Annotated in this window: 9 protein-coding genes; 1 reads left to right on the forward strand and 8 read right to left on the reverse strand. The window is 43.5% G+C overall.

Features of this window, described 5'->3' with window-relative positions; all coding sequences use genetic code 11:
- Positions 1–279: 279 nt before the first annotated feature.
- The 8 genes from AM592_RS15175 to speE form a co-directional block, all read right to left on the reverse strand.
- Positions 280–1902, reverse strand: coding sequence for an ABC transporter substrate-binding protein (locus tag AM592_RS15175; RefSeq protein WP_053604581.1), 1623 nt, complete (start codon positions 1900–1902; stop codon positions 280–282).
- Between the two features lie 33 nt (positions 1903–1935).
- Entirely contained in the window at positions 1936–2844 is a 909-nt protein-coding gene (gene opp4C / locus AM592_RS15180; RefSeq protein ID WP_376773388.1) for an oligopeptide ABC transporter permease, read from the reverse strand.
- 24 nt (positions 2845–2868) lie between these two features.
- Entirely contained in the window at positions 2869–3819 is a 951-nt protein-coding gene (locus tag AM592_RS15185; RefSeq protein ID WP_053604583.1) for an ABC transporter permease, read from the reverse strand.
- Positions 3819–4841, reverse strand: a complete 1023-nt coding sequence (locus AM592_RS15190) for an ABC transporter ATP-binding protein (RefSeq protein ID WP_098945250.1) — start codon at positions 4839–4841, stop codon at positions 3819–3821. The genes AM592_RS15185 and AM592_RS15190 overlap by 1 nt, the downstream gene beginning before the upstream one ends.
- Positions 4838–5857: an ABC transporter ATP-binding protein gene (locus AM592_RS15195; RefSeq protein WP_053604584.1), complete on the reverse strand. Its 1020-nt coding sequence runs from the start codon at positions 5855–5857 to the stop codon at positions 4838–4840. Before AM592_RS15195 ends, AM592_RS15190 begins: the two co-directional genes overlap by 4 nt.
- Before the next feature lie 35 nt (positions 5858–5892).
- Positions 5893–7089, reverse strand: coding sequence for a M20 family metallopeptidase (locus AM592_RS15200; RefSeq protein ID WP_053604585.1), 1197 nt, complete (start codon positions 7087–7089; stop codon positions 5893–5895).
- 262 nt (positions 7090–7351) lie between these two features.
- Entirely contained in the window at positions 7352–8944 is a 1593-nt protein-coding gene (locus tag AM592_RS15205) for an APC family permease (protein ID WP_053604586.1), read from the reverse strand.
- Between the two features lie 114 nt (positions 8945–9058).
- Complete coding sequence (speE, locus tag AM592_RS15210; protein ID WP_053604587.1) at positions 9059–9889, reverse strand: spermidine synthase; 831 nt, start codon at positions 9887–9889, stop codon at positions 9059–9061.
- Between the two features lie 251 nt (positions 9890–10140).
- Here speE and AM592_RS15215 point away from each other — a divergent pair, with 251 nt between their 5' ends.
- Complete coding sequence (locus AM592_RS15215) at positions 10141–12216, forward strand: transglycosylase domain-containing protein (protein WP_053604588.1); 2076 nt, start codon at positions 10141–10143, stop codon at positions 12214–12216.
- The last annotated feature ends 157 nt before the right edge of the window (positions 12217–12373 follow it).

Raw genomic sequence — 12373 nt, forward strand, 5'->3', positions numbered from 1 at the left:
AGATCGTTTGGGATTTCGCATGATCTCCCCTCATTTATGCGCGATTCTATCTTGTTTATGCGCGATCTTCCCTCGGTTATGCGCGATCTTTCCTCGTTATGCGCGGTCTTCCCTCGGTTATGCGCGATTTCCCCTCATTTATGTGCGATTTTCCCTCGTTATGCGCGATCTTTCCTCTGTTATGCGCTATTCCACCTTATTTACGAGCGATCTTGCCTGATAATCGCACGCTTGGCTTGAAATCCAAAAAGCACCGGAAAATTACTTCCGGTGCTCGTTTTAATTTGCTCCAGTCAGCGACCAATTTTGAAGATCTTTATGAAAGCCGAATACTTTCGGTTCTCCCTCTTCTACTTTTTTGCTTACTGCTGCAAAGTCATTGTCAGAGTATAGTGTGAATACAGGCAGGTCCTCATTCCATAATTTTTGCAGCTCTGAATAGATTTTTTTTCGTTTTTCTACGTCAGGCTCGGCTTTGCCTGCTTCTAGTAATTCATCAGTCTGTTTACTGCTGTATTTTGGATAGTTCGATGAACCGCCGGTTTTATAAATAGTAGAAATATCTGGATCAAGTGTATTCGTAAAGCCGATGAACATGATATCATAGGCTCCTTTTTTCGCAGTAGCCAGCAGTGTTGGGAAATCGTAGGTCGTTGTTTTCACTTTTAACCCGATCGCTTCCAAGTCCTGGGTGATAATATCGGCAGATTGTTCTCGAACTTTGTTTCCTGTAGGTACGATAATATTTAGCGGCTTATTAAAGTCCCAGCCGGCGTCTTGCAGCATCTGCTTTGCTTTTTCAGGATCATACGTGTACTTCTGAGATTCTTTATCTAGATAAGGGCTGACGGATGTGTACGGTCCATCGACAATTTCTCCTTGACCTTTTAACAGCTTGTCCACGATGGCCTGACGATTAATTGCATAGGCAATCGCTTGTCTGATTTTCGCATCGCCGACATTTTCTGATTGGGTATTAAACATGATGGTTTGGTATCCAAACGTTTTATCGAACTTGGTCGTAACATTGCTGAGATTTTGTACCGTTTCGAAATCTTGGGCGGCAATTTTTCCAATTCCGCCAGCAGCATTCATGCTAAGCTCACCTGTTTGCAGCTGCGCTACTATATTTGCAGCAGGCATGATTTTCACAAACATTTTATTCAGCTTTGGCTCGCCTTTATAGTAGTCTTTATTTGCTTCAAATTCGACATATTGATCTTTCTTATACTGCGTGAATTTAAACGGGCCGTTGGTTACCGTCGGTTTTTGCATAAATGGATCCTTCGATAGATCCTCCGGTTTTACATCACCGAGCACGTGTTTAGGCAAAATCATAAATTTTGAACCGAGCTGTTCTTTCACTAAATTCTCATCGACAGGATTTTTTGTTTTAAAAGTAAACGTCTTATCGTCGACTTTTACCACCGATGGGATTTCCGTTTTCCCTTCAGCAAGTTTTCCGTTTGCGTCTAATCCATCAATGATCGTAAGGTAGTTACCTACGCTTGTTTCTGTTTTCGGATTCGCAACAAGATTCAGAGTAAAAATGGCATCATCTGCTGTCACTGGCTTCCCGTCAGACCAATTGGCATCTGGATGGATTTTAATTGTGAAATTCTGATTATCGGTTGTTTCAAATGATTCCGCCAGCTTGGGCGTAAAGCTTTGCGGCGCATCCATATCCAAAAACGTATCAAACATAAATTTTTCGATAAACTGTCCGGCAACATCTGTTGTATTAATCGTATTAAAGGTAACAGGCGGATTGACCATGCCGATAAACATGCTTTGCCCTCCGGAACTGTTTGATGAGGTGTTCGTTCCCCCGCCGCCGCAGGCTGCAAGCACGATCAAAGATAAGATGGCGATGCTGCAATAAATTTTTTTTAAAGCCTTCATAGGTTTTCCCCTCCGTAATTACAAACTGATGTATTATCTAAAGCTTTTTGGATCCAAGGCATCTCGCAGCCCGTCGCCCATAAAATTAATCGATAGAACGGATAGTACAATCATTAAACCAGGCGGAATCCAAAGCCAGGGCTGAGTTCCTAATACTGTGAGAGACTGTGCTTCCGTCAGCATATTTCCCCAGCTTGCGGTTGGCGGCTGCACACCCATACCAAGAAAGCTTAATGATGTTTCGAGAATAATAGCAGACGCCACTCCAAACGTCGCATTGACCAGTATCGGAGCCAGACAGTTCGGCAAAATGTGCTGAAACACGATCTTAGGTGCAGAGTAGCCAAGAGCAACACCCGATTTAATATAATCCATTTCTTTCACAGCCAGTACACTCCCCCTGACGAGGCGGGCGACAGATGGCCAACCAAGCAACCCAATTACGACAATAAGGTTAAAAAGGCTCGGGCCAACGATACTCACCAATACAAGAATGACCATTAAGTATGGAAATGACATAAAAATATCTGTTAAACGCATAATTACCGCGTCCACCCATTTGCCGAAGTAGCCGGCAATTGCCCCAAGAACAGTTCCGATGACGATATAAATCGCAACAGCCCCAATCCCTACTGAGAGAGAAACTCTGGAAGCATAAATCAGCCTGCTTAATAAATCTCTTCCCACTTGATCAGTACCCAAGACATGGGCAGCTGACGGAGAGGCTGCGAATTCCCCATGTACGGCATAGGGACTAAGTGGCGCCAGAACCGGAGCAAATATAGCAACAAGAACAATCAATGTAAAAATAACAAGTCCGACAACCGCCAGCTTATGTTTAAAAAACCTTCGCGTAATGACACGCAGATTGCTTTCTTCTTTCCCTAAAGATTCCGTCACATCGGGCAATTTTATCTCTGTATCGACCTTTGGATTTGCCAAAGACACAGCAGGCACTCCTTTCTGTTAGTTGTATTTGATTCTCGGATCAGCTACGGAATATAGAACATCAGCCAGTAAATTAGAGAATAATACAGCGAACGCAGCCAATAAATTGACAGCCATCAGGGTAGGATAGTCCCGGGATCCAATGGATTGGATCGTTAATTGGCCCAGCCCCGGCCATTGAAAGATTTGTTCGGTAACAACTGCTCCCCCGATCAATAAAGGGATGTCCATACCGACAATTGTAATAATTGGAATAAGTGCGTTTCTCAGCGCATGTTTATTTGTGACAACAAATTCTTTTACTCCTTTGGCCCTGGCTGTCCGTAAATAATCCTGCCCCAGCACCTCCAGCATGCTCGATCTGACGTAGCGGACCATACTTCCTGCGATGCCTGTTCCCAGAACAAGGCCCGGCAACAGCATATGAAGAAAAGTATCCATAAATCCGCCGGAGCCGCCTAACGTGTTCATGCCTCCGGTTGGCAGCACCTGAAAAATTAATGCAAAAACATAGATAGCTCCCAAACCGAGAAAGAAATGCGGAATTGAGATACCGAGAAACGAGAACGTTGTCGTTAAATAATCTGTCCATGAATACTGCTTCGTCGCACTGATGATCCCGATCGGAATGGCAATTAAGTAGGCAATAACAAGAGAAAATCCCATCAGAAGAAGGGTTGGGCCAATCCTTTCAGCAATCATACCCATGACCGGTTCATACGTCGTAAAGGAATTGCCAAAGTCTCCTTTAAATACATTGATCAGCCAGTGCCAGTATTGGACATAAATAGGGTCATTCAAGCCAAGGGCTTCCCTTTTGATTTGGATATCCTGCTCAGTTGCATCAGGATTAATATACATTTCGACAGGATCGCCGGGTGCCATGTTTACAATGAGAAAATTAAAGATCGTTACCCCTAGCAGAACAGGGATTGCGATAAGCGTCCTTCGCACAATATACTGGAACATTAGTTCACACCTCCTTGCAGCGGAAAATGGCAAGCAACAGATTGATCGCTGCCAAGCAGCTTCGGTGTTTGCTGTCGGCAAATGTCCTTCGCGATTGGGCATCTTGTGTGAAAGCTGCATCCTTTCGGGGGATTCGCAGGACTGGGTACATCTCCTTCAAGCACAATTCTTTCCCGGTCCCGCAAATGTGGATTTGGGATTGGATAGGCGTTTAACAACGCTTGCGTATATGGATGCTTCGGATGTTTAAAAATGTCCTCCGTTTTTCCGATTTCAACAATTTTTCCAAGATACATGACGGCGATTCGATCACTAATGTATTTCACTGCTCCTAATCCGTGAGCAATAAACAAATAGGTTAAACGGAATTTTTTCTGCAAATCCTTTAACAAATTAAGGATTTGCGCTTGAATGGAAACATCAAGTGCGGAAACTGGTTCATCACACACAATTAAATCAGGCTCCAGAATTAACGCACGGGCAATTCCGATTCTTTGCCTTTGCCCGCCTGAAAACTCATGGGGATATCGATTTTTATGCAGTTTCGTAAGGCCGACGATTTCAAGGATCTCCTCCACTTTCTTGTTTGCCTCCTCTTTGCCGGCCAGCTTGTGTGCCAAAAGCGGCTCAGCCAGCAAATCTCCCACTCTTTTTCTCGGATTCAGTGATGAATAAGGATCCTGAAAAATAATCTGCAGATTGAGGCGTACCTTTCGCAAGTCATTTCCTTTAAGTGTCGATAAATCATTTCCTTGAAAAATGATTTGCCCTTCCGTCGGCTCTTCCAGCTTAACTATCGTCCGACCTGTTGACGATTTTCCGCAGCCGGACTCGCCAACCAGCGCCAACGTTTCACCTGGATTAATAGCAAAATTCAATCCATCCACTGCTTTGACGTGGCTAACGGTCCTCGATATAATCCCTTTTTTGATCGGATAGTATTTTTTCAGCTGCTTAATTTCAATGAGCGGCTTGTCCGTTTGCTTTTCAATTATGTTCTTCTCAGCCATCGAAACACTCATGCACGCACCTCCAATTCTAAAGCAGCCTCGCTGTATAACTGATCTTCATACAACCAGCACCTGACCTTATGCGCCTCTTTTCCGGCAAGGGAATCCAACTGCGGCTTCTCCTCAAGGCATTTCTCCATTGCAAGTGGGCACCGCGTATGAAACCGGCATCCCTTCGGCATATTTTGAAGAGTAGGAACTGTTCCAGGTATCGAATAGAGCCTTTCATGCTTGTCCGATTCCAGATGTGGGATCGATTGCATCAGCCCTTTCGTATAAGGATGCTTCGGATCATCAAATAATGTGAAAACATCCGCTTCCTCTACCACTTGACCGGCATACATAACAAGTACTTTATCAGCCATTTCGGCAATGACTCCTAGATCGTGGGTAATTAAAATGATGGCGGTTTTGGAATCCTCCCGTAAATCCTTCATTAGCTGCAGGATCTGCGCCTGTATCGTGACATCCAAAGCAGTTGTAGGCTCGTCGGCAATTAAAAGGTTCGGTTGACAGGATAAGGCCATTGCGATCATGACCCTTTGCCTCATACCGCCTGAGAGCTCATGGGGATACTGGTCGATAATTTCCTCCGACCTTGGAATTTTTACTTTCTTCAGCATTTCAATCGCATATTCTCTCGCCGCTTTTGCGTTCATGTCCGTATGAAGCCTGATCGATTCAATCAGCTGGTTCCCAATCGTGAAAACAGGGTTGAGCGACGTCATCGGCTCCTGGAAGATCATTGAGATTTCATTGCCGCGGATGTGCCTCATATCCGCTTCTGTCTGCTTGGGGATGTCAATTCCATTTAACTGAATTGAGCCTTCTTTTATATATCCATGCTTTCCCAAAAGACGCATGATCGACAAAGAGGTAACGCTCTTTCCGCAGCCTGATTCTCCAACAATGCCAAGTGTTTCACCCTTTTCAAGCGCAAAGGAAACCTCTTCAACCGATACAACTTCCCCTTTATCTGTTGAAAATGCTGTTTTTAATTTATCTACTTTGAAAAATGGTTGGGCCACTCTTGCACACCTCCAATTGGTTGTTTGCCAGCTTCTTAGACTACCGACTCGGCAGTTTTGACCGCAGAATAATGATAGACAAGGGACAAAAGAGATTTTGCAGCATGCACCATCGCCCGTTCATCAAAATCAAATTTCGGATGATGGTGGGGATAGATCGCTCCGATATCTTCATTTCTGGCACCTGTGTGATAAAACATTCCCGGCTTTTTCAGCAAATAGTAGGCAAAGTCTTCTGCTCCCATAATCGGCGGTGTTTCTACCAGTGTCTCTTCACCTGCGGAAGAAGAAATCACCTCTTTAAACACCTCGACTTCCGCCTCATGATTGTAAACGGCAGGATAGCCATTTTTATAGATAACCTCATATTCGGCCTGGAACGTCTTGCACACCCCGTCGACAATATTTCGAAGCTCTTCTTCAACAAAGGCTCTAATCTCTTGATCAAACGTTCTGACAGTGCCCGTAATAACCGCAGAGTCAGCAATTACATTATTGGCATTGCCAGCATGGAAGGATCCGACAGAAACGACAGCAGATTTTTGTGGATCTACCCGCCTGCTTACGATATGCTGCAGCTGGTTAACCAGCTGAGCACCGATAGCAATCGAGTCAATTGTTTCGTGAGGCGAAGAACCATGCCCGCCTTTCCCGATAATTTTTATTTCAAAGGAATCGGCTGACGCCATTGTATATCCACTTCGATAACAAAACGTTCCAAGCGGGGCTCGTGAAGATAAGTGAGTGCCGAAGACCACATCCACCCCATCCAAGCATCCGTCGTCGATCATGCTTTTGGCTCCACCGGGGAATACTTCTTCAGCATGCTGGTGAATAAGCACGACATTACCAGCAAGAAGGTGCTTATTTTCGCTTAATACTTTTGCTACTGCAAGCAAGGTTGCCGTATGTCCGTCATGACCGCAGGCATGCATCACACCCGGAACTTCCGACTTATACTCCACTTCTTTTTCGTCTTGAATAGGGAGCGCATCAAAATCGGCGCGCAATGCAATCGTTTTTCCCGGCTTTCCTCCAGATATTTTTCCGACAACTCCATTTCCTCCAACACCTGTTTGAACTTCAATACCATAGCTTTCAAGTATTCCGGCAATCATTTTTGGCGTTTCAACTTCTTGAAAGGAGAGCTCGGGATTTTTATGTAAATGACGTCTCCATTCGACCATTTGTTGGAACATTCCCTCTGCTTGCTCGTGCCATTCTTTAATCACATGTGTTCCTCCTTTTAGTACTTTTTCACTGTTTTGATATTTCTGAATTTTTTTAACAGAATTCAACACCGCCAACAGTACGATTCTTTTTGCATACAGTAACATATATTTTGACGATGTTTGTATTTTAAGTAAGATCATATGACAAATTATTTTAAAACATTAAATTTCTTTGCAATATTTGAGAAAATTTAACAAAAATCCAGCTAGAAAACAAAAAGAATGCTATTCATAAAAAGAAATAGCATTCTATTCGTGTATATCATTTTTCAACATCCAAGGAGCTACTTTCAGTTCGATCTGAGTCAATGATTGCTTTTGGAAGGCCCGTATACTTTGCCCAGTAGTAAATCACCAGAGCACCCGCAGCAGTAACCAGGAGATCAACCGGATTACTCAATAGCCCGAGTCCTCCTCCAAAGCTGCCAAAATAGGATATCACAAGCATCATGCAATAGTAGGCCACGATCCACCAAGATGATTTCAACTGCTGGGCTAAGCTGACCTCTTCTTTTGGGACATATTTTGAGAAAGCCAAATAAATGACGTACATAACGAGCTGAGACCCCAACAGCCAGGAGATCGTACCCCAGCCTGACCAATAGACAATGTAAGTGGCAAAAATAAATGAAATAGGCGCGATCACACTCATTCCTTTTAAATTAAATGGCTTCTTAAGGTCTTTTGCATTTACTTCGAACGCAGCAGACGAGATTGGAGCCACCGCATATGAGAGAATCAAGGCAACGGAGCAGACATTAACAAGCGCGTTCCAGGACGGAAAAGGCAGCGTCCAAAAAACTGACATGCCAAAGGATAACCATAGCGAAGCACGGGGAATACCCGTTTCTTTATGTACCTTAGAAAAAACATTAAACAGAGTCCCGGTATGCGACCACGCGTATACTAAACGTGCTGTTGTATTCATAAAAATATTGCCGTTTCCTCCCGGAGATAGAATGGCATCCATTACGACTAGAGTAGCAAGCCAACCCAATCCAAGCATAACTGCAATATCTTTGAAAGGAAGCGGAAATTCACTTTGAATGTTTTCCCACCCATTATTCAGCATATCGGTTGGTATACTTCCGATAAACAGCAATTGCAGAGTAGTATAGATCGCGGCAGCCAGGACAATACAAACGATCAAGGCAATCGGAATGTTTCGCTGCGGATTCTTCACTTCACTTGCGACAGATACAATAGGATGAAGCCCCAGATAGGCAAACATAACTCCGCCTGTAGAAATCGCCGCCTGTATGCCTTGGAATCCAAAAGGTGCAAACCCAGCTGCTGTTAAATTGGCAGATTTAAAATGAAATAGAAGGACAACGATAATTGTAAGCGGGACAAAATATTTAAAAATAGAAATAATAATATTGGACTTGGCAAAAGTTTTTACACTCCAATAATTGAGGAGAAAAAATAAACAAAGCAGCCCAAATTGGACAAACCAGCCCAATATTGTCGGCGACTCTGAACCCTCCACTGTCAGATTCGGAAACCAATACGCGATATACTGCCTGACTGCTGTCACTTCGATAGAAATCAAGCTCGTGTAAGCAACGATAGTAATAAAAGAGATAAGGTAACCGACCAATGGCCCGTGAGAATACACCGGATAGCGTAATATTCCCCCGGTTCTAGGTATGGCTGCACCGAGCTGGGCATAAATAAAACCGATTAATAGTACGATTATTCCTCCTATGATCCAGGATAAACTACCGATCGGCCCTGCTTTAGAAGCGACATTGCTAACGGCAAACAACCAAGCTGAACCAAAAATTGCTCCCAGTCCAATAAGAATCAGATCAAATAATGAGATGGTTTTCTTAAACTTCCCTTCACTAGCCATCAACTTCCTCCTTCACAATATAAAGCCATGAAAATCCCTCCTTAGCATTTCTATTTTTTCATTTATCATTCAAAAAAAGAATCCACTAACATTTAGTGAATTCTACATTTTAAGCTATTTCGTCAGATCACTCACAAATTTCGGAAGCACGAAGGCTGCCTTGTGAATTTCTTTCGTATAATACTTTGTATCGATATCAAAAAAGCGGTCGTCTTCAACAGCTAACGGATCGTATTTTTTTGAACCGATTGTAAATGTCCACAAACCGCTCGGATACGTCGGTATGTTTGCAAGATAAAGCTTAGTAATCGGGAAGATTTCACGGACATCACGCTGGACATTTGTGATTAAATCTGGAGTGAACCATGGATTGTCTGTTTGCGCGACAAAAATGCCGTCTTCTTTTAGCGCATTTGATATTCCGGAATAAAACCCTTTTGAAAAAAGGTTAACGGCAGGCCCTACAGGCTCCGTTGAATCGACCATGATTACATCATACTCGTTCTCAGCCTTAGCGATATGCATAAAGCCATCATCAACCAGCACTTCTACCCGCTCATCCTCAAGTTTACCGGCAATGGATGGCAGAAATTTTTTGCTGTATTCGATCACTTTTCCATCGATATCCACCAATGTTGCTTTTTTTACTTGTGGATGCTTTAGTATTTCGCGGATAACTCCACCGTCACCGCCACCTACTACTAGAACATTTTCAGGATTTGGATGGGTGAAGAGCGGCACGTGTGCAACCATTTCATGATAAACAAACTCGTCTTTTTCTGATGTCATAACCATCCCGTCAAGAAACAACATGTTCCCGAATTCTTCTGTTTCTACCATTTCCAGCAGCTGATAATCGGTCTGTTCACGATGGAGGGTTTGTTTGACCTTCATTGTGATGCCGAAGTTTTTCGTCTGCTTTTCTGTATACCATAGTTCGCTCATTCATTTACTCCCTTTCAGTCATTTGATATTTATCCCGTATTAACGGGCAGTAAGACCCTCGCTGATTGAGGTTCACTTTATGGATTTTAGATTCTATTAATTTCATCTTTTGCCCAAGGAAAAAGTATAGTGTAAGCCGGAAAAATTGTAAAGATGAAGCGCACTAAATGATTTTTCAGCTCTTTTTATGTTTAGATGCCCCTTACTTTCCACATACTAAATAAAGATAAACCAGGTAGGGGGTGAAGGCATTGGATATGATGGCAAATAAACGCCTTAGAATGACGATGAAAACTTTGCGCGCTTGCTTTTTCATCTGTCTATTTGCTTTAGCCATTCTTTCAACGATTCTATTAAGTGTCATTCTCGTTGCGAAGTGGCAGGGACCTCCGTCGGTAAAGGTGAATCAGTCTACCATTCTTTATGCAAATGACGGAGCTAAGCTTGGCGAAACCCATCACGGCGAAAAAAGGTATTGGGTTTCCCTCGATGAAATGAGCCCTGCAATCATCAATGCGACTGTTGCCGTAGAAGACCGGCATTTTTTTGATCATCACGGCTTTGATATCAAACGGATCGCCGGAGCTGCCTTTGCAGACTTTAAAGCATTGGCGATGGTGCAGGGGGCAAGCACAATCACCCAGCAGTATGCCAGAAACTTATATTTGGATCATGATAAAACCTGGAAAAGAAAGCTGAACGAAGCTTTTTATACGATACGCCTTGAACAAAATTACTCAAAGGAAGAAATTCTGGAGGGCTATTTAAACACGATTTATTACGGGCACGGAGCTTACGGCGTGGAGGCAGCCTCGTGGTTTTATTTTGATAAGCCAGCTAAGGATTTGAATATTGAAGAAGCGGCAATGTTAGCAGGCATCCCAAAAGGACCGAGCATCTATTCACCGTATATCAATAGAGATAAAGCAATTGAAAGACAGCAAACTGTACTTCATATGATGGAAGAGCAAAATTTTATCTCTGAAAAAGAAGAAAGCACATTGCGTGGGCGAACCCTGTCTATACGTCAACTGAAAGATAGTGATATGCCAAAAAAACCAGCCCCTTATTTTTATGATGCGGTATTGAAAGAACTGGAGCATACCCTGAAGCTATCGAAAGAAGAAATAGAGACTGGCGGTTTACACGTATATACAACACTCGATCCTCGCATGCAAGAAATTGCCGAACAAGAGATTAACCGCCGTATTGATAACACGTCAAAAATCCAGGTTGGATTTGCCGCAATGAATCCCGGGAATGGCCACGTGCTTGCATTAGTCGGGGGTGTTGATTATGAGAAAAGCCCTTTCAATCGAGTGACACAAGCAAAACGGCAGCCAGGTTCAACGATGAAGCCCCTTCTCTATTACAATGCAATCAAGCACGGGTTTTCTCCATCAACCCTAATGAAAAGCGAGGCTACTACATTTACGATTGAGCCCGGCGGAAAAGCCTATTCACCCGCTAATTACAATGGTTATTATGCGAATGGCAACATTACGCTTCTTCAAGCTCTTGCCTTGTCGGATAATATATTTGCTGTAAAAACGCATTTATTTCTCGGGATGGATCAGCTCATTCAGACAGCAAGGCAACTGGGAATAAAGGATGAGCTCGCTGAGGTTCCTTCTCTGGCGCTAGGGACGTCGCCCATAAAACCGATTGAAATGATTAACGCTTACGGCATTCTTGCAAATGGCGGCAGGGAAATTACTCCGGTATTTATCAAGAAGGTGACTGACGCCTCAGGCAATGTACTTTATGAAGAGTCGAACAGCGACGGACAGATTCTCGATAAAAAGGCGGCATTTGTCACCGCAAGCATGATGACGGGAATGTTCGACCAAGCCTTAAACAGCTATACTTCGGTGACAGGTCGTACGATTTCTGATCAATTGACCCGCACCTATGCCGGGAAATCCGGCACGACAGAAACAGACAGCTGGATGATCGGCTTTTATCCAGGACTGGTTTCCGGCGTGTGGACCGGCTATGATAAAACCTACACGATCGACTCTGTTGCTGAAAAAAGCTACAGCAAGCAGATTTGGGCCGGCTTTATGGAAAAAGCATTGGAAAACGAACCAGAAGCTTTTTTCAAACCGCCTGCAGGCGTGTCAGGAATATATATCGATCCCAAGACCGGCTTCGAAGCAGGTCCTGGCTGTGCCAATAAACACTTTACCTATTTTGTAAAAGGAACCGAACCGACGGGTGTATGCTATGGTAATGGTGAGATGAAGAAGAAAGAAAAAAATGTACAACCAGCTGAGAAAGAAAATAAGCGGCCAAAATGGTGGGAAAAGTGGCTGGGAGCCGGTTAACAAATTAAGAGTCACTTGATCGACGACGGATCAAGTGACTCTGTTTATTTGAGTATAATTATCGTTATATCCGCAAGATCCATAAATGAAAAACCCCGGGCTTAGATTCAGCCCGAAGCTCTCCATGGTCTGGTGTAAAACCAGCTATTAGAATATA

Origin of the sequence: Bacillus gobiensis, from assembly GCF_001278705.1 — a bacterium.
Taxonomy (GTDB): Bacteria; Bacillota; Bacilli; order Bacillales; family Bacillaceae; genus Bacillus; species Bacillus gobiensis.

What these genes read in the sequence shown, in the direction of transcription:
- speE (WP_053604587.1), bottom strand. Translation starts at nt 9,889, where the DNA reads ATGAGCGAACTATGGTATACAGAAAAGCAGACGAAAAACTTCGGCATC.
- AM592_RS15190 (WP_098945250.1), bottom strand. Translation starts at nt 4,841, where the DNA reads ATGAGTGTTTCGATGGCTGAGAAGAACATAATTGAAAAGCAAACGGAC.
- AM592_RS15175 (WP_053604581.1), bottom strand. Translation starts at nt 1,902, where the DNA reads ATGAAGGCTTTAAAAAAAATTTATTGCAGCATCGCCATCTTATCTTTG.
- AM592_RS15185 (WP_053604583.1), bottom strand. Translation starts at nt 3,819, where the DNA reads ATGTTCCAGTATATTGTGCGAAGGACGCTTATCGCAATCCCTGTTCTG.
- AM592_RS15205 (WP_053604586.1), bottom strand. Translation starts at nt 8,944, where the DNA reads ATGGCTAGTGAAGGGAAGTTTAAGAAAACCATCTCATTATTTGATCTG.